Annotated in this window: 15 protein-coding genes; 8 read left to right on the top strand and 7 right to left on the bottom strand. The window is 63.6% G+C overall.

Annotation, left to right across the window (positions count from 1 at the left end):
* The first annotated feature begins 91 nt into the window (after positions 1 to 91).
* Both HXS65_RS05530 and HXS65_RS05525 read left to right on the top strand, forming a co-directional pair.
* Positions 92 to 475 carry a RidA family protein gene (locus HXS65_RS05530; RefSeq protein WP_077374712.1) on the top strand — a complete coding sequence of 128 codons (384 nt, stop codon included), beginning with the start codon at positions 92 to 94 and terminating at the stop codon, positions 473 to 475.
* A gap of 262 nt (positions 476 to 737) precedes the next feature.
* The gene (locus HXS65_RS05525) at positions 738 to 1,991 is read left to right on the top strand and encodes a LysR family transcriptional regulator (protein WP_176493418.1); all 1,254 of its coding nucleotides are present in this window, start codon (positions 738 to 740) and stop codon (positions 1,989 to 1,991) included.
* Between the two features lie 117 nt (positions 1,992 to 2,108).
* On the opposite strand, the gene HXS65_RS05520 is transcribed toward HXS65_RS05525, so the two are convergent.
* The 3 genes from HXS65_RS05520 to phhA all read right to left on the bottom strand — a co-directional run bounded on the left by HXS65_RS05520 (position 2,109) and on the right by phhA (position 4,590).
* Positions 2,109 to 3,302, bottom strand: a complete 1,194-nt coding sequence (locus HXS65_RS05520) for an amino acid aminotransferase (RefSeq protein WP_077374706.1) — start codon at positions 3,300 to 3,302, stop codon at positions 2,109 to 2,111.
* Position 3,303: 1 nt separating this feature from the next.
* Positions 3,304 to 3,642: a 4a-hydroxytetrahydrobiopterin dehydratase gene (locus HXS65_RS05515; RefSeq protein ID WP_077374704.1), complete on the bottom strand. Its 339-nt coding sequence runs from the start codon at positions 3,640 to 3,642 to the stop codon at positions 3,304 to 3,306.
* A 66-nt stretch (positions 3,643 to 3,708) separates the two neighbouring features.
* A complete protein-coding gene (gene phhA, locus HXS65_RS05510) occupies positions 3,709 to 4,590 on the bottom strand; it encodes a phenylalanine 4-monooxygenase (protein WP_176493417.1) in 882 nt (293 codons plus the stop codon).
* 461 nt (positions 4,591 to 5,051) lie between these two features.
* Between phhA and HXS65_RS05505 the strand changes: the two genes are divergently transcribed.
* Positions 5,052 to 6,611: a sigma-54-dependent transcriptional regulator gene (locus HXS65_RS05505; protein ID WP_084208116.1), complete on the top strand. Its 1,560-nt coding sequence runs from the start codon at positions 5,052 to 5,054 to the stop codon at positions 6,609 to 6,611.
* Positions 6,612 to 6,843: 232 nt separating this feature from the next.
* Positions 6,844 to 7,443, top strand: coding sequence for a MarR family transcriptional regulator (locus HXS65_RS05500; RefSeq protein WP_255304431.1), 600 nt, complete (start codon positions 6,844 to 6,846; stop codon positions 7,441 to 7,443).
* A gap of 99 nt (positions 7,444 to 7,542) precedes the next feature.
* Here the strand turns inward: HXS65_RS05500 and cfa are convergent, their stop codons facing one another.
* Both cfa and HXS65_RS05490 read right to left on the bottom strand, forming a co-directional pair.
* A complete protein-coding gene (cfa, locus tag HXS65_RS05495; RefSeq protein WP_077374696.1) occupies positions 7,543 to 8,721 on the bottom strand; it encodes a cyclopropane fatty acyl phospholipid synthase in 1,179 nt (392 codons plus the stop codon).
* 451 nt (positions 8,722 to 9,172) lie between these two features.
* Positions 9,173 to 9,550 (bottom strand): hypothetical protein, encoded by a 378-nt coding sequence (locus HXS65_RS05490; protein ID WP_176493416.1) that lies wholly within the window; start codon positions 9,548 to 9,550, stop codon positions 9,173 to 9,175.
* Positions 9,551 to 9,969: 419 nt separating this feature from the next.
* On the opposite strand from HXS65_RS05490, the gene fdhA reads away from it, so the two are divergent.
* A complete protein-coding gene (gene fdhA / locus HXS65_RS05485) occupies positions 9,970 to 11,178 on the top strand; it encodes a formaldehyde dehydrogenase, glutathione-independent (protein WP_176493415.1) in 1,209 nt (402 codons plus the stop codon).
* A gap of 126 nt (positions 11,179 to 11,304) precedes the next feature.
* Here fdhA and HXS65_RS05480 read toward each other — a convergent pair whose 3' ends face one another.
* Positions 11,305 to 12,681 (bottom strand): PLP-dependent aminotransferase family protein, encoded by a 1,377-nt coding sequence (locus tag HXS65_RS05480; protein ID WP_176493414.1) that lies wholly within the window; start codon positions 12,679 to 12,681, stop codon positions 11,305 to 11,307.
* A 165-nt stretch (positions 12,682 to 12,846) separates the two neighbouring features.
* Here HXS65_RS05480 and HXS65_RS05475 point away from each other — a divergent pair, with 165 nt between their 5' ends.
* Both HXS65_RS05475 and argE read left to right on the top strand, forming a co-directional pair.
* Positions 12,847 to 13,725, top strand: coding sequence for an EamA family transporter (locus HXS65_RS05475; protein WP_077374683.1), 879 nt, complete (start codon positions 12,847 to 12,849; stop codon positions 13,723 to 13,725).
* 140 nt (positions 13,726 to 13,865) lie between these two features.
* Positions 13,866 to 15,104: an acetylornithine deacetylase gene (gene argE, locus HXS65_RS05470; protein WP_308478074.1), complete on the top strand. Its 1,239-nt coding sequence runs from the start codon at positions 13,866 to 13,868 to the stop codon at positions 15,102 to 15,104.
* A 46-nt stretch (positions 15,105 to 15,150) separates the two neighbouring features.
* On the opposite strand, the gene HXS65_RS05465 is transcribed toward argE, so the two are convergent.
* Positions 15,151 to 16,089 (bottom strand): LysR family transcriptional regulator ArgP, encoded by a 939-nt coding sequence (locus HXS65_RS05465; RefSeq protein WP_077374680.1) that lies wholly within the window; start codon positions 16,087 to 16,089, stop codon positions 15,151 to 15,153.
* Positions 16,090 to 16,250: 161 nt separating this feature from the next.
* Here HXS65_RS05465 and HXS65_RS05460 point away from each other — a divergent pair, with 161 nt between their 5' ends.
* Positions 16,251 to 16,856 (top strand): LysE/ArgO family amino acid transporter, encoded by a 606-nt coding sequence (locus HXS65_RS05460; protein WP_176493413.1) that lies wholly within the window; start codon positions 16,251 to 16,253, stop codon positions 16,854 to 16,856.
* The last annotated feature ends 117 nt before the right edge of the window (positions 16,857 to 16,973 follow it).

The raw sequence follows: 16,973 nt of genomic DNA, 5'->3' as shown, positions 1-16,973 counted from the left end.
TCATCAGGGAGCCGCTGAGCACGCTGTCTGGTGACGCGTCTCCCATACGCTTCAAGACCTCTCTTTCACCACTCGATACAAGGAAGCCCGCATGACCAAGCAGATCATCTCCACTGACGCCGCACCTGCCGCCATCGGTCCCTATTCCCAGGCGGTGCGTACCGGCAACCTGGTGTTCCTGTCCGGCCAGATCCCGCTGGACCCGGCCACCATGGACGTGGTGGAGGGCGGATTCGAGGCTCAGGCCGATCAGGTGTTCCGCAATCTCAAGGCGGTATGTGAAGCGGCAGGCGGTAGCCTGGATCAGCTGGTCAAGGTCAACCTGTTCCTGACCGATCTCAGCAATTTCGGCGTGGTCAACACCTTGATGGAGCAGTACTTCAGCCAGCCGTATCCGGCGCGTGCTGCCGTCGGCGTCAAGGAGCTGCCCAAGGGCGTGCTGTTTGAAGCAGAAGGCGTTCTGGCACTCTCGTGATGGCTCGCCCATTGCCGGTCTGAAGGAATGACCGGCCTGAACGAGTGGCCGGTCTGAACGAATGACTGGCGCATCGATGCCTTGTCCCTCACTCCCCTCGCTGACTCATCAGCGGGGGGAGTGTCGTTTCAGGGGCATGACGTCTTGAAGGCAGGTGAAGCGTGACATTTGGCGCCAGCATGATTAGCGTAAGGCTAAATGAGCCGGCGCCCACTGCTGACTCTCGGAGCATCGCGGACGAACCCCTTCAAGGAGCAACATCATGGCGCAGTCAGACACAGGCACACGTGAACCCGGCATACGGCTGCGTCAGCTGGAAATGCTATGGGCGGTGATCGAGTGCGGATCGATGAAGGGTGGCGCGGCGCAGCTGGGCATCAGCGTGCCGGTGGTCTCGCGGGGCTTGGCACAGCTTGAGCAGACGCTGGGCTATTCGTTGTTCCTGCGTGAAGGTGGCCGCCTGGTGCCCACGCCGGAAGCCGAACGCCTGACCCCGTCACTGGCCCGGATGTTCACCGCGCAGTCCGAACTCAGGCGATTGGCCTTCGGGCCGGGCAGTGGCAAGCGCCCGCGCCTGGTACTGGCAGTGACGCCGTCTCTGGAAGCCTTCAGCACCGGATGGCTTGAGCGCATCGCGGCCAGCGAGTCGTTGAGTGATTGGCTGCCGAGCCTTGAGGTGATGGAAGCCTCGACACATGCCGCGGCGCTGGCCGAGGGGCGGATACACATGGCCGTCACGCTGGAAGCGCCGGAGGAGCCTCAGGGCGGCAAGCGTGCCAGGACAGCGGCCGCACGCGCACGCGAACTCAAGCAGAGTCTGCGCGCCCGGGCCCGTGAGGAGACCGTGCTGGTGGAGGGCACCGAGGAGGGCGCCGGCATCCCTGCGGCGCAGGGTGTCTCCTCAGGCATGCCGGAGCTGGGAGACGATGCCGCATTGTCGGAGGTCGGTATCACTCGCCAGGATGATCTGCTGTCCTCTCTGGACGACACGACAACGGCGGCACAGCCTCCCGTCGAGGCTGCCGACGAGCAGCGCGACGCTGCAGGCCAGACTACTGCGCTCAAGCTGCCACTGATATTGCTGTGGCCTTCGCGCTGGCCACTGCTCGACAAGCCGCTGACGGTGGAACGCCTCAATGAGCGGCCGTTCGTGGAGCTGCCGGAAACCAGCAGTCAGGGGCGGCTGGTCCGTGGACTTCTCAAGCGAGAGCGCGTGACGCCGGCGAGTCTGGTGGAGGTGGCCACGCCTGCCAGCGCCGGGCGTCTGGCGCGCTCAGGCAGTGCTGCCACCATTATCGATGCCCTGTCGGCGCATCAGGTACTCGAGGATGCCGGAGGCGACCTGATCGGCATGCCGCTCTCGATGCGCAGCGAGCGCTATCTGGCGCTCAAGTGGCAGTGGCAGGCAGCGCAGGACGATGAATCGCTGCATGAGGTGCAGGCCTTGCTGGTCAGCCTGCTGGAAGAGGCGGTGGCGGCGAGTCTCGCGACGCTGCCTGTCGAGCGCGAGGAATGACGGTCGCGGTGACAGCGAAGGCTGCCGACTGAGGGCGCCTGACAATGTCTCGCCCCCAGCAATGAAAAACCCGCCAATCGGCGGGTTTTTCATCTTTCACGAAGCGTTCGGTCAGGCTCAGCCCTTGACGACGGTCGCGATGGCTTTGGCGACGTAGGGCAGATTCTCGCTGGAGAAGCCGGCCACGTTGGCGCGTCCGGAGCGCACCATGTAGATGCCGAACTCGTCACGCAGGCGATCGACCTGCTCCGGTGTCAGGCCGGTGTAGGAGAACATGCCGCGCTGCTCGGCGATGAAGGCGAACTGCTCATCCAGGCCATACGGCTTGAGCGCCTCGACGAACTCACGACGCAGGCCATTGATGCGCTCGCGCATCTCGGTCAGCTCGCTCTTCCACTCCGCGCGCAGCGTCTCGTCCTCGAGAATGTCGATGACTACCGCACCGCCATGTGCCGGCGGATTGGAGTAGTTCTCACGCGCGGTGATCGCGGCCTGGGAGCGCACGTCCAGCATGCTGTCCTCGTCCTTGGCGATCAGGATCAGGCAGCCGGTACGTTCGCAGTAGATGCCGAAGTTCTTGGAGCAGGAGCTGGTGATGATGGCTTCATCGACATTCTCGGCCAGCAGGCGCACTCCGTAGGCATCTTCTTCCAGACCATCACCGAAGCCCTGATAGGCGAAGTCGATCAGCGGCAGCAGCTTGCGTGACTGGACGACTTCCAGCACCTGGTCCCACTGCTCGCGGCTCAGGTCGAACCCGGTCGGGTTGTGGCAGCAGGCGTGCAGCAGCACTACGTCGCCTTCCGGAATCGTCTTGAGGGTCGCCAGCATGCCGTCGAAGTCGAGGCGATTGTTCTCGTCGACATATGGGTAGCTGTGACGCGTCACGCCTGCGGCATCGAAGATGCCCAGGTGATTCGGCCAGGTCGGAGTGGACAGCCAGATATCACGACCCTTGAGGTTGCTGGCGATGAAGTCTGCCGCCAGACGCAGGGCACCGGTACCGCCGGGCGCCTGAGTGGCGCTGGCACGGTTGGCAGCCAGCACCGGCGACTCGGCGCCCAGCACCATCGGCAGCACGACCTTGCCGAAGCGCGGGTCACCGTGGGAGCCGATGTAGGTCTTGGTGACTTCGCTCTCGACCAGGCGGTCCTCGGCCTGCTTGACCGCACGCATGACCGGCGTATTGCCGTTGGCATCGCGATAGACGCCCACGCCGAGGTCGACCTTCTGCGGGTTGGTGTCCTTGTTGAAGGCTTCGATCAGGCCGAGGATGGCATCCCCGGGTACACGCGCAATCTGCTCGAACATCTTATTTCGCTACCTCGTCGGTTCTGGCGGCCATGATGAAATCGTTCTTGTGCAGACCCTTCATCTCGTGGGACCACCAGGTCACGGTGACCTTGCCCCACTCGGTGAGAAGTGCCGGGTGATGCCCGACGTCCTCGGCAATCTCGCCTACGCGATTGGTGAATGCCAGTGCCTGCTTGAAGTTGCGGAACTTAAAGCATCGCTCCAATTGCATGATGCCATCGCGATTGAGCAACTGCCACTCGGGAATGGCGGTCTTGAGCGTCTCGATGTCGCTGTCACTGACCTTGGGGGCATCGAAACTGCAGGCTTCACAGGACTGTCTGGCGAGTTCGGTCATGTCACTATCTCCGGCTTGAGGAACGAGGGTGGGGCGGGTGAAAAGAAGCGCAAGGCGCCGGTGCGATCAGCGTGGTGCGAAGCGCGGCGTCTTGAGACCGAGCGCCATGGCCTCGTGCACCAGCGCCATGATGTCGCGACTGGCGAGTTCATGCAGATCGTCCAGTGACTCCAGGACATAGTAGAGCGGCTGCAGGATGTCGATGCGATACGGAGTGCGCAGTGCCTCGACGGCATCGAAGGGCAGGTGCTCGGGGCGCTCGAGACTGTCTTCGAGCTCGCCCAGTGCATAGCAGGTCTCGCGTGGCGAGGAAATGATGCCGCCGCCGTAGAGGCTCAGCGCACGACTGCCATCGGGTTGAACCTCGCGCAGCATGCCGAATTCCACCGTCATCCAGTAGAGGCGGGCCAGGTAGACGCGCTCTTCCTTGCTGGCGGCGAGACCGAGTCGACCGTAGGTGGCGGTAAATTCCGCGAAGGCGGGGTGGGTAAGCATCGGGCAGTGACCGAAGATCTCGTGGAAGATGTCCGGTTCCTGCAGGTAATCGAGTTCTTCGGGACGGCGAATGAAGGTGGCAACCGGGAAACGCCGCTCGGCGAGCAGTTCGAAGAAGCGGGTGAAGGGGATCAAGGCTGGTACTCGTGCGGTTCGCCAGCCGGTGGCGGCCTCGAGCACCCGGTCGATCTCGTCCAGCTGGGGGATGCGATCCCGGGGCAGGTCAAGATGTTCAAGCCCTTGCAGGTACTCGCGGCAGACGCGTCCCTCGACCAGCGCCAGCTGGCGCGTCATCAGCGTCTGCCAGGTGGCGTGCTCCTGATCGCTGTAATGGATCCTGCCCTGGCTATCCGGTTCATGCGCCACGTAGCGGGTGCCCTTGGCCTGAGCCTGCGATCCGGGCGCAGATACCTGGGATGCCTGTGGCCAGTCACGACCCTGCGGTGCGTTCATGCAACCTCCCGAACGGTATGGCGGCGCTGCGTGGGCAGGCTGCCGTATTGTCATCATGGCGGACATGTCAGTCCCTGCATGTCGATGACTACGCTAGGCCTTGTCGGACAGCCTTGACCAGTGCCACGGCCTGCTTTTGCGCGGCAGATAGCGGTGCGATGCCCCGTCTCTTGTCACATAATCCTGACACCTGTGCGGCTGATGGCCTCGATCAGTGCCATTCGGGCAGTTTTGCGTGCCGGCAATACCGTCTATTGTAAGGAATGCTTTACGAGGTTTTTGATAACGCTTACGTTAACGTCATCGATGTGCCGCATTGCCCTGCGGTAGCTCGAATGATGTCCTCGGGTCATCAGCGTTTCCCCTCCGCGCTTGTGATCCTCAAGCGCCTGACCCTCAGAGCCGTGCCGTCAGAGCCACCCTGACAGCGACGATATGCCAACGACAATGCCGAGAACGCCATGCGCCTCAAACTGACCTGTCAGAACCGGATCGGGATTCTGCGCGACATCCTGGCCCCCTTTGCCGATTACGGCCTCAACGTGTTGCGTGGTGAGGTCGGTGGGGAGGCCAACAATTCCATCTATCTGCATGTTCCCAACATGCTGCGCATGCAGCTCTCCACCCTGAAGCCAGCACTGGAGGAAATTCCCGGGGTCTTCAAGGTCACCCGGGTCAGCCTGATGCCCACCGAACGGCGTCATCTGGAGCTCAATGCACTGCTGTCATCGCTGTCTGATCCGGTGATGTCCATCGACATGGAGGGACGCGTGGTGGCGGCCAATCGTGCGGCCGGCAAGCTCTTGGGCGTCCGCATCGATGAGGTGCCGGGGCTGGCACTGACGCGTCACATCCAGGATGTCGACCTGCCGGAGCTGATCCGGCGCAACAATGCCCGCGTCAACGGCCTGCGCCTGCGTGTCGGAGAGGAAACCTTCCTGGCCGACATCGCGCCGCTGCATACCGAGAACGAGGACGTGGCCTCGCTGGCGGGGGCCGTAGTCACCCTGCATCGTGCGGACCGTCTGGGCTCGCGTATCTATCAGATCCAGCGTACCGAGGTGCGGGGGTTCGAGGCCATCTTCCAGGCAAGCCGTCAGCTGTCCGCCGTGGTCAAGGAGGCCAGGCGCATGGCGCCGCTGGATGCCCCGCTGTTGATCGAGGGCGAGACCGGCACCGGCAAGGAATTGCTGGCGCGCGCCTGCCATCTGGCCAGTCCACGCGGGCAGGCACCGTTCATGGCGCTCAACTGTGCGGGCCTGCCGGAGTCAATGGCCGAGACGGAGCTGTTTGGTTACGCCCCGGGCGCCTTCGAGGGGGCACGGCCGGAAGGCAAGCTGGGTCTGCTGGAGCTGACCAGTGGTGGCACCATCTTCCTCGATGAGGTCGGCGAGATGAGCCCGCGCATGCAGGTCAAGCTGCTGCGCTTTCTGCAGGATGGTGGCTTCAGGCGTGTCGGCAGCGATGAAGAGACCTTTCTGGATGTGCGCGTCATCTGCGCGACCCAGCAGGACCTGCCGGCGCTGAGCAGCGAAGGGCGCTTCCGCCACGACCTCTTCCATCGTCTCAATGTGCTGTGCGTGCAGATTCCGCCACTCAGGGAATGCCTGGATGGACTGGAGGAGCTGGCACATCACTTTCTCGAACGTGCCGTGCGCCAGATCGGAGCGCGTGTTCGCACTCTCTCACCGGAGGCGATGGCACGCCTGCGCGGCTATCACTGGCCCGGCAACGTGCGCCAGCTGGAAAACGTGCTGTTCCAGGCGGTCTCGCTGTGCGAGGGCGAGGTGATCGAGGCGCAGCATCTGCGCCTGATTGGCGAGGTGCGCGATGAAGGTCTGGACAGCATCGATCTGGCAGGCAGCCTCGGCGATATCCACGACGAGGTGGAGCGGCGCGTGCTGGCGCGTCTTTATCCGGAGTTCCCCTCCAGCCGACTGCTGGCCAAGCGTCTTGGTGTCTCGCACACCACCATTGCCAACAAGCTCAAGCGCCACGGGATCGGCTCGGAGGCGGACTAGCCGCGCGAGGATCACGCGAACGCTCACGCGGGCGCTCAGGCACGCAAACAGGCCAGCGCGCCATCGGAAAGGGGAGTGGCAGGATGCTGCCGAGCGCGTCCCGTCACGCGTGTTTTGATTTGCCCGCTAATAAAGCGTATGATTCCGCCATTCATTAGCAAGCTAAATTGACGTTGGCATCGCGGGGCTCATCCAGGGGGTGAGCCCCGTGGCGTGGAGACGGAGAATCATCATGCAACAAGGCACTGACGACGAAGTGGCGCTGCAGGCGATGAAAGCCTGTGATGATGCTCAACCCCTTCACGAGACCATCAAGCCCTCCCTGGGAGGCCTGCTCGGGCGTGTCCACCGCCTGTGGCGTACCTCGATCACGACCGCGGTCGAGCCATTGGGGATGACGGAAGCCCGCTGGACGGTGATGGTGCATTTGGAGAAGCTTGGCGAGGGCTGTACCCAGCAGATGCTGGCCAGCGAGCTGGGAATCGAGATGCCGTCGTTGACGCGCACGCTCAATCAGCTCGAGTGTCAGCAGCTGATTCGTCGCGAACCCCACGCCACGGATCGTCGTGCTCGCTGCCTGTGGTTCACCGAGGCGGGGCATGAATGCCTTGTGCAATTGGGTGAGCGCATCGCGCGAGTTCGCGAGGAGCTATATGTCGGCTTCGAGGATGAATCGCTGGATCAGCTGGCCGGCATGCTTCAGGCGCTGGAGCGCAATGCCAGGCACAGCATCTCCCGCTCGCAGGCCGAGTCGGCAGGCAATGCCCCGGCATCACTGACAGGTGCCAGAGGGACGCGCTCCCGGTCACCGGCGACGCATCGTGAGTCATGAGTCATGGGTCACCAAGGGGCAAGTCGTCCCCTGGTGAGTCGCCTTGCCGGACGCCTGGCACGGCTGGAGAGTGCCAGGCGCACGGAGGGCGCAAGCGGATCAGCGTGGTGCGTCGTAACGCCCCGGATTGCCGTGGGTGAAGACCACCTGCCAGAGCTGAAGCTGGCGGGCGCGGAAGGCCCCGGCACAGGCACCCAGATAATACTCGAACATGCGCTTGTCCCGCGTCGTGTAGGTGTCGGCCAGTTCATGCCATCTGGCATCGAGGTTGGCACGCCATGCCATCAGCGTCGGGTCGTAGTCGGCACCGAAATTCTGCCAGTCCTCCATGATCAGGTGATGCTCGCTGGCCTGGATCAGTTGACTGGCACTGGGCAGCACGCCGTTGGGGAAGATGTAGCGATTGACCCAGGGGTCCGCGGAGATGTCGCTCAGGTTGGAGCCGATGGTGTGCAGCACGAAGCGTCCGCCGGGGCGCAGCAGCTGCGCGACACGGGTGAAGTAGGTCGCGTAGTTCTTGTGGCCGACGTGCTCGAACATGCCGATGGACACGATGGCATCGAAGGTGCCGACCTCGTGACGGAATTGCTCGTCACGGTAATCCTTGAGCAGGATCTCCACTGGCAGGCCATGGCAATGTTCCCGCGCCAGCGCCGCCTGCTCGGCGGAAATGGTGATGCCGACGACTTCCACGCCATAGTGGCGCGCGGCGTAGGCGGCGAAGCTTCCCCAGCCACAGCCGATGTCCAGCACGCGCATGCCGGGTGTCAGCCCGAGCTTGCGACAGGCGAGATCCAGCTTGGCCTGCTGGGCCTGCTCCAGGTTCTCCGGCGCGATCGGCAATCCTTTCCAGTATCCGCAGCTGTAGCACAGGGTCGGGTCCAGCATGCGGGTGAAGAGGTCATTGCCGAAGTCGTAATGCACCTTGCCCACCACCTCGGCACGACGACGGCTCTGCAGATTGATGACTCCCGCCTGGAGGCGGTAGGCGATGCGCTCACCAAAGGTGTGGGCTCGCTCCCCCAGCCCATGCTTGAGCAGGCGATGGATCATCTCGTCGATCCGTTCGCAATCCCACCAGCCTTCCATGTAAGCCTCACCCAGCCCCAGACTGCCCTGATTCAGCACCCGCCGGAACAGATCCGGATGGCGGACGCAGATATCCCAGGGGTCAGGGCCATTCAGACTGACCCCGGAGCCAGAGAGCAGGCGCTCGACGATCTGTCGTTGACGGTTTTCGGGTAGTGCAACGGGGGCCAGGCGTTGTTCGATACTCATGGAAAAGCCTCCTTGACGGCGCTGGGCGCGTAGAGTCCTGATGGATTCGTCATGGCAAATGGCAGTGATCGACCGCCCCGGGCGTTGGGGCAGTCGAGCGTCTCGCATGGCAATGCTCGGGTGTCACGGCTGTCTGGTACGCAAAAGCTTCGCCTCCGCTCCCGCGTGCTGCGCTGTCCTGGGGGGATGGCAGGCGCCGAACTGGCGAGCGCTTTCGTCTCAGCATAGTCAAGAGTCGTCTAATGCGGCGCTGCAATATCCCGTCGTGGGCGGCAACCCGAGGTTGCGCGTTCCGAACGGCCGTCCGTCTCCGGGGTTTCGTGATGCATGAACGCAAGAAAGCCGCCCTCAGGGGCGGCTTTCTTGCGTTCATGCGCTCTTGTGCTCATGCGCTCTTGCATTCATGCACATGGCCTTGCTGTCAGCTCGGGCTGGCTGACGGGAAGGCGCCTCAGCGGCAGCGGATGGTCCAGGCGACCTTGTAGCCTTCACCTTCGTGGGTGGCGGCGGCCATCTCGGTATCCTCATTGATGGTGCCGCCTTCCAGCTGCTCGTTGCCTTCGGCTGCCTTGGACATGCTGTCCTGCGGGCCGAAGACACGAGAATCAAGCACGTCGTACTTGTCGCGATCCTGCTCCTCGCAGACTTCCAGAGCGCGTTCCTTGACCTGAGCGATGGCATCGTCACGGTCCTCATCGACGGCGCTGACCTCGTAACGCGTGTCCTGCTTCTCGATCACGCTGGTGTTGCCACAGCCCGCAATGAAGGCGGTTCCGGCGATGGCGACGGTCATGCAGGCGGTGCGCAGGGCGTTGGATGTCATGGTCATGGTCTCTCCTTGGAATGAATCAGGCCAATGGCTCGCAGCGAGACGCCGCTCACGGAGCGAGGGCTGGCGCGAGCGATTGCCATGGCGAAATGGGTTACCCATCGTGCTCTGCTGGTTGACGTGGGGGCAGTATCACTGGCTTCAAGTGTGGCGATGCATCGACGCATCCTGTCGGCCAGGCGCGACGACCTCGGTCATGCGCACTGCCACTTTGGTCGTGGCATGTCTCGCATGGGCATGTCGATGCCTCATCTGGACAGCTCACCCGTGGCAAGTGGCCTAGTCTGCAGGGGCCCTTCAGGTCGGACGCCACCGACAGGGGGCGGGTGGTCGGCGTATCGGCAAGTGACGGAAGATGTCGTCAGCGTGCCTGTCTGACGCCGTCCATGCACCAAATCCCATGCCAGCAGGAGCACGTCATGTCAGCCAATGCCAATCGCGGAGTCGTCTACCAGGGAGCGGGGAAGGTGAGTGTCGAATCACTGGACTATCCGACCCTGGCGCTGGGAAATCGCAAGTGTGAACACGGCGTCATTCTCAAGGTCGTCTCGACCAATATCTGTGGTAGCGATCAGCACATGGTGCGTGGCCGGACCACGGCACCCCAGGGCCTGGTGCTGGGCCACGAGATCACCGGACTGGTCGTCGAGGCTGGCCGCGACGTGGAATTCATCAAGGTCGGCGACATCGTCTCGGTCCCGTTCAACATCGCCTGCGGGCGCTGCCGCAACTGCAAGGAAGGCAAGACGGGGATCTGTCTGAACGTCAATCCGGCGCGTCCCGGTGCAGCCTATGGCTATGTCGACATGGGCGGCTGGACTGGCGGTCAGACGGATTACGTCATGGTGCCCTATGCCGACTTCAACCTGCTCAAGTTCCCGGATGCCGATCAGGCGATGGAGAAGATCCGTGACCTGACGCTGCTCTCCGACATCTTCCCGACAGGCTTCCATGGCTGCGTGACTGCAGGGGTCGGGCCGGGCGCCACGGTCTACATCGCGGGGGCCGGGCCGGTCGGGCTGGCGGCGGCGGTGTCAGCCCAGCTGCTGGGGGCGGCCTGCGTCATCGTCGGCGACATGATTCCCGAGCGTTTGCAGCAGGCCGAGAGCTTCGGCTGCGAGACCATCGACCTGCGTCAGGAAGGCTCGATGGAGGACAAGGTCGAGGCGATTCTCGGCGAGCGCGAAGTGGATTGCTTCGTCGATTGCGTCGGCTTCGAGGCGCATGGCTGTGGGTGTGATCATGGACGTGAGCAGCCGGCGACGGTGCTCAACTCGGCAATGGCGTTGACGCGTGCCGGCGGCCAGATCGGCATTCCCGGCCTCTATGTCACCGAAGACCCGGGCGCCGAGGATGAGGCCGCCAAGGTCGGTGCACTCTCCATGCGCTTCGGACTGGGCTGGGCCAAGTCTCACTCGTTGCACACGGGGCAATGTCCGGTGATGAAGTATCACCGCCCGCTGATGCAGGCGATCCTGTTCGGGCGCGTCAATATCGCCGATGCGGTCAACGTGCAGGTCATCAGTCTGGAAGAAGCGCCGCAGGGCTACGCGGACTTCGACGGTGGCGCTGCCAAGAAATTCGTCATCGACCCCCATGCCATGGTGCGCAACGGGCACGCTGCCTGATATCGGGCATGAGAGACCCTTCGTGACAGGAGGCTTTCGCTACAGACGACGCTGCCACGCCCTGTTGACCGGGGCGTGGCAGCGTCGTCTGCATTGTCTGACAGGCGCATGTGAGCACGACAACCTTCAGCGTTTGCAGTGATTCGCGATCAACGTCATCAGGCGGGCGAGTTCCTGCTCGATCCGCTCATCCGGTGCAAGGCCGATATTGAGACGCAGACAATTGCGATAGCGCGCAGATTCGGTAAACCAGGGGCCGATCCGGATATCAAGCTGTGCCTGCTCGGCGGCCTTGCCGAGGGCCCTGGCATCGAGGCCGGGCACCTCGATCCACAGCACCAGGCCACCTTGTGGTTGCGTCACGCGACTGCCCTCGGGCAGATGCTGACTCAGATAGTTGAGGTAGTGGGCCTTGTGCTGGCTGAGCTGGTGACGGACACGTTTGAGGTGACTGGCATAGGCGCCGGAATCGATGAAGTCCGCGACGGCGCACTGTACCAGCGTCGGCACACCCAGCGCGCGCTTGAGATATGGCGGAAGGAATCGACCGGGCCGACACCAGCCCAGTCGGTAGCTCGGTGACAGGGTCTTGGAGACCGAACCACACCAGATGACGAAGCCACCTTCGTCGTGGCAGGCCGTTGGCAGTGGCGGCGCTTCGCGATGGGTGAGCTCGAGATAGACATCATCCTCGATCACCGGCACGCGGTAGTGATTGGCAAGCCTGGCCAGGCGCTGTTTCTGCGCGGGAGTGAGGGTGATGCCCTGGGGATTCATGTGAGTGGTGCAGAACAGCCCGGCCCGCAGCTGACCGTTGGCGAGATGCTGTTCGAACTGATCGAGATCGATGCCTTGTGCACTCGAGGGAATCTCGATGACGTCGAGGGACAGCTGCGAGAGCAGATCCAGCAGGCCGTTGTAGCACGGTGAGCTGACTGCCACCGTGTCGCCGGGTTGCGTGCAGACCTCAAGCGCCGTCCTGACCGCATCCATGCAGCCGTGAGTGATGACCAGCTCCTCACTGCCCAGCGCAAAGCCGGCCTGGGTGAAATGGCTCGCCAGGGCGCTCAACAGTGCGGGTTCGCCTTGCGCGGCGGGATACTGGGTGAGGGTATGCACGGCCCGCTTCATGGCGCGGCGCAGGCTGCGATCCAGTGCCTGCCGGGTCGCCTTGTCCAGCGCCAGATGCGCAGTGCCCAGCGGCCCGCACCACCTCTGCGTGCGATGGCGATGCGTGGCGGGCGTGATGACTCGGCTCTCGAAGGACTGCCAGGTGGGCGCGGGCATGACACGTGAGGGCTCGGCGATGAAGAACCCCGATTGTGGGCGAGCCATCAGCCAGCCCTGCGATTCCAGCTCCGCATAACAGCTGACCGCCGTCGACACGCTGATGCCGTGCTGGCGGGCAAACTGGCGCAGCGACAGCATGCGATCCCCGGTACTGAGTCTGCCGGCCTGAATATCCTGAATGCACTTCTCTGCCAGCTGTCGATAGCGTGCCATGAGCGAACTGTACTGGTGGAATGTCCAGAAACTGTATCTGTACGGCCTTGGTGCGGCAAGCGAGACTGGCCCTCGTATGCCGCACGCATCACCGTGATGTTCCACGGTCGTGGACAGCGGCGGTCATTGCCCGTCGTCAAGGGAACCTCGATCAGGAGACACGCCATGCAGGGACGCGATCTATTGCTCATCACCAGCGTGATGGCAATCTGGGGCTTCAACTTCTCGATGATCAAGCTGGGGGTCAGTGACATGGATCCCTTGCTGATCGCCGCGGCGCGCTTCGCGTGTGCCACCTTTCCGCTCATCTTCTTCATCCGCAAGCCGCAGGTGCCGTGGCGCTACCTGATGGCCTACGGGCTGGTGTTCGGTACCGGTATCTGGGGCATGGCCTCATGCTCGATCACCTTCGGACTGTCCTCTGGCATGGCGGCGGTCCTGTTGCAGACCGATGTGCTGACCACGGTGCTGGTCGGCGTGCTGCTCTACCGGGAGATCATCTCGCCGCGCATGGCGGCAGGCATTCTGGTCTCGCTGGTGGGGCTGGTGGTCTCCGTCTTCACCACCAACGGCAACGTGACCCTGGCGGGACTTGCCTTCATCCTGCTGGCGGCGATCTGCTGGCCCCTGGCTGGCGTGATTCTGCGCAGCTCCGGCACGCGCACACCTTTCGCCTTCAACCTCTGGGGCATGCTGTTTGCGCCGCTACCGCTAATGGCGTTGAGCGTCGCGATGAATGGCTGGGGGGTGCTGAGTGCCACCTATCAACAGTGGGGGATGGATGCCTGGGTCTCGGTGCTGTTCCAGGCCTATCCGACGACCCTCTTTGGTTACTGGGTCTGGAACCGGATGCTGCTCAAGTATCCGATGAGTCAACTGGCCCCCATGACCTTGCTGGTCTCGGTGTTCGCGTTGCTCAGTGGTTACGCCATCTTTGATGAGCAGTTGTCGCTGGCACAGTGGCTCTCGTGCAGCATCTTCCTGTTCGGGATCGCGCTGGTGCTCTATCCCCCGCGTCGCAAGGCGCTTGCGGCCTGTGGCTGATCGCGGCACTCCTGGCCCGGTGCCTGGCGTGGCCTGGCGCTTGTTGTCAAAGGTGCGCTGCGCTATACCGGTGAGCACATGAGGCCAGCGCGTTGCGCATGGTGCTCTCCGCTCAGATGTCCCCGAACAGGAATGCCCCCATGCACGCTTCCGCCACCAGCGCCGTCGATACCGCCAGCCTGATGCCTCAGCACGCCGACTTCTCCGATTGGCCGAACAGCCGTGAATGGCTGGCGCATCTGATCCATTTCGCGACCGTGTCACGTGACTCGAATCTGGCGTTGATCCATTGCCTGCGTGATGCTCTGGAAGTGGCCGGTGTCAGCGCCGAGATCATTCATGATGATGGCGGTGACAAGGCCAATCTGCTCGCGGTGATCGGCCCTGACGTGGAGGGCGGTGTGGTGCTGTCCGGGCATACTGATGTGGTGCCGGTGGAAGGGCAGGCCTGGGACAGTGATCCCTTCACGCTGCGCGAGGCCGATGGCCGCCTGTATGGGCGGGGCTCATCCGACATGAAGGGCTTCATCGCCTGCTGCATGGCGGCGGTGCCGGCGCTGGTGAGTGCAGCGCGTGATGGCAAGCTTGAAAGGCCTGTGATTTTCGCCTTCTCGTATGATGAAGAAATCGGCTGTCTCGGCGCGCCGCGCATGATCGCGCGTCTGCGTGATCGCCTGCCGCGCCCGGCGGCGGTGCTGGTGGGGGAGCCGACCCTGATGAGCGTCGTCGATGCCCACAAGGGCATCACGGTCATCCGCACCACGGTGACCGGCAAGCCGTCGCATTCCAGTCAGGTCAATCTGGGGGTCAGCGCGATTCATCTGGCGGCACGCATGGTCACCTTCATCGAGGACCGCATGCAGGCGCGCATCGATTGTGGGCATCTCGACGAGCGTTTCGAGGTGCCGCATGCCAGCCTGCATGTCGGGCGCATCGAAGGCGGCACGGCCGTCAACATCACCGCAGGGCAGTGCATCTTCGATTGGGAGTTGCGCCATCTGCCGGGCGAGGATGTCGAGGCGATGCTGGCGGAGATCGATGCCTACGCGGAGCGTCTGCTCGTGCCCTATCGCGAGCGGGCGCCCGAGGTGGCGATCCACAGTGAGCGCACGGTGGAGACGGTGCCGGCGCTGGGGCAGGGCGAACGTGATCCGGCGATCCATCTCTGTCAGCGTCTGCTGGGGGAGGCGCGTGCCAGTCAGGCGGTGACCTATGCCACCGAAGCGGGCCAGTTCCAGCGCGAAGGCTGGCCGACGGTGGTCTGCGGGCCCGGCTCCATCAGCGTGGCCCATCAGGCCAACGAGTACATCGACATCCGCCAGCTGGCGGCCTGTGATCGCTTTCTCGCTCAGCTGGTGCGTGAGCAGCAGACGAGCTGAGTGCGAGGGGCTGGCGTGATGCGGACAGGGTCATAAGCTTACAGGATCACAGGGTCCCCGGGCGTGGCGGTTGCTGCTCCGGTATGGGCAGCAGCATGGCGCTGCAGTGACGCAGCAGGTGATCCGTGAGCTGTTCGAGGGTGCTGCCGCCATGGCGCCAGTGATGCCAGTAGAGCGGGATGTCCAGCGCGTGGTCCGGCGCGATATCGACCAGTTCACCGCTGTCCAGCAGGTGGCGCGCCTGCTGCTCGGGAATCATCCCATAGCCCATGCCACTCAAGGCCAGGTGAACGAAGCCTTCTGAGGAGGGACAGAGGTGATGCGGGAAAGGCTCGTCGAAGCCCATCTCGGCCAGCAGCCGATGCTGCAGACGGTCATCCCGGCCATAGACGATGGCGGGCATACTGCGCAGTTTCTCGGCAGGCAGACGTGACGGGATGACGCCATCCTCTCCGGCGATGTGGCGGCGCACGAAATCCGGGCTGGCCAATGCGCGATACCGCATGCTGCCCAGCGGGTGTGAGCGAGCCCCCTGGACCGGGCGTGGGGTCGAGCAGATGCAGCCCGCCACCTCGCCATCGCGCATGCGCTTGAGGGCGACCTCCTGATCTTCCACCAGCATGTCCAGCAGCAGCTCGTGCGTCTGACAGAAGGCACCGGTGACCTGTGGCCACCAGGTGGCCAGCGAGTCGGCATTGATGGCGATGCGCAGGCGCTGCTCGCTGTCACCGAGAGCGGGGATCTGATCCAGCAGGTCATGCTCCAGCAGGCGCACCTGCTGCACATGATTGAGCAGACGCCGCCCCAGCGGAGTCGGCCCCAGGCGTGGCGTGCGCACCAGTACCGGCTGACCCAGACGGGCCTCCAGCAGCTTGATGCGCTGCGAGACCGCTGATTGTGTCAGGCCCAGCGCGCGTGCCCCGCGCTCGAAACCTGCCTGGTCGATGACGGCGGCCAGCGCCTCCAGCAGTTTGTAGTCCAGCATCAGAAATCCTTATGAGTCATTCCCTGAATCAATTTCCATGATGTATTCATCCTAGCGTACTCTGCCTGCGGCTGCAGCGCCGGGAAGTCCGGAAGCGCGCCGAAGACAGACAGGGGCGCAACGCGCTGAATCAGAGAGTCAAGCAAGGGAAGGGCAGTGTCATGTGGTGGTCAGTGTTCAATGGAGCAGGTGTCGGGGCCGGGCTGATCATCGCCATCGGCGCCCAGAATGCCTTCGTGCTGGGTCAGGGGCTCAAGCGCGAACATCAATGGTGGGTCGCGGGGCTCTGTGCGCTGTGTGATTGGCTGCTGATCGTGGCGGGGGTCTTGGGGCTGGGGGCCTTGATGCAGCAATCCCCCATGTTGATGAGCATCGCGCGTTGGGGAGGTGTCGCCTTCCTGCTCTGGCAAGCGGTCAAGGCGCTGGGGCGCATGCGCAGTGGTGGGCAGCTCACGGCGAGTACGGCGCTCAAGGCGAGCCTTGGCAAGGTGCTGATGGCGACTCTGGCGGTGACCTTGCTCAATCCGCAGGTCTATCTGGATACCCTGGTGATGCTGGGTGCCATCGGGGCACAACAGAACTCGCCGGCGGGCTTCATCGCCGGAGCCAGCCTGGCCTCGATGGTCTGGTTCTTCGGGCTGGTGGCCTGTGCTGGCTGGCTGGCACCCCGCCTGACCAGTCCGCGTGCCTGGCAGGTCATCGAAGCCTTCATCGCGGCCATTCTGCTGGCCGTCGCCTGGCAGCTGGGCAGTGGCGCCTGGCTCTAGTGGCCAACGCAAGACGGGCATGTGGCAGTCGCAGGCGCGACGCGCCGATAGGTGTAAAGAAAGCATGACGCAGTGTCAGGCGCTCGCGGCAGTGAGAGCGCCCCGGGTGAGCAGTGT

Origin of the sequence: Cobetia sp. 5-25-4-2, assembly GCF_013374075.1 — a bacterium.
In the GTDB taxonomy this organism is placed as follows: Bacteria; Pseudomonadota; Gammaproteobacteria; order Pseudomonadales; family Halomonadaceae; genus Cobetia; species Cobetia marina.
The sequence above is the reverse complement of the archived record's forward strand: the minus strand, read 5'-3'. Positions and strand labels throughout refer to the sequence as shown.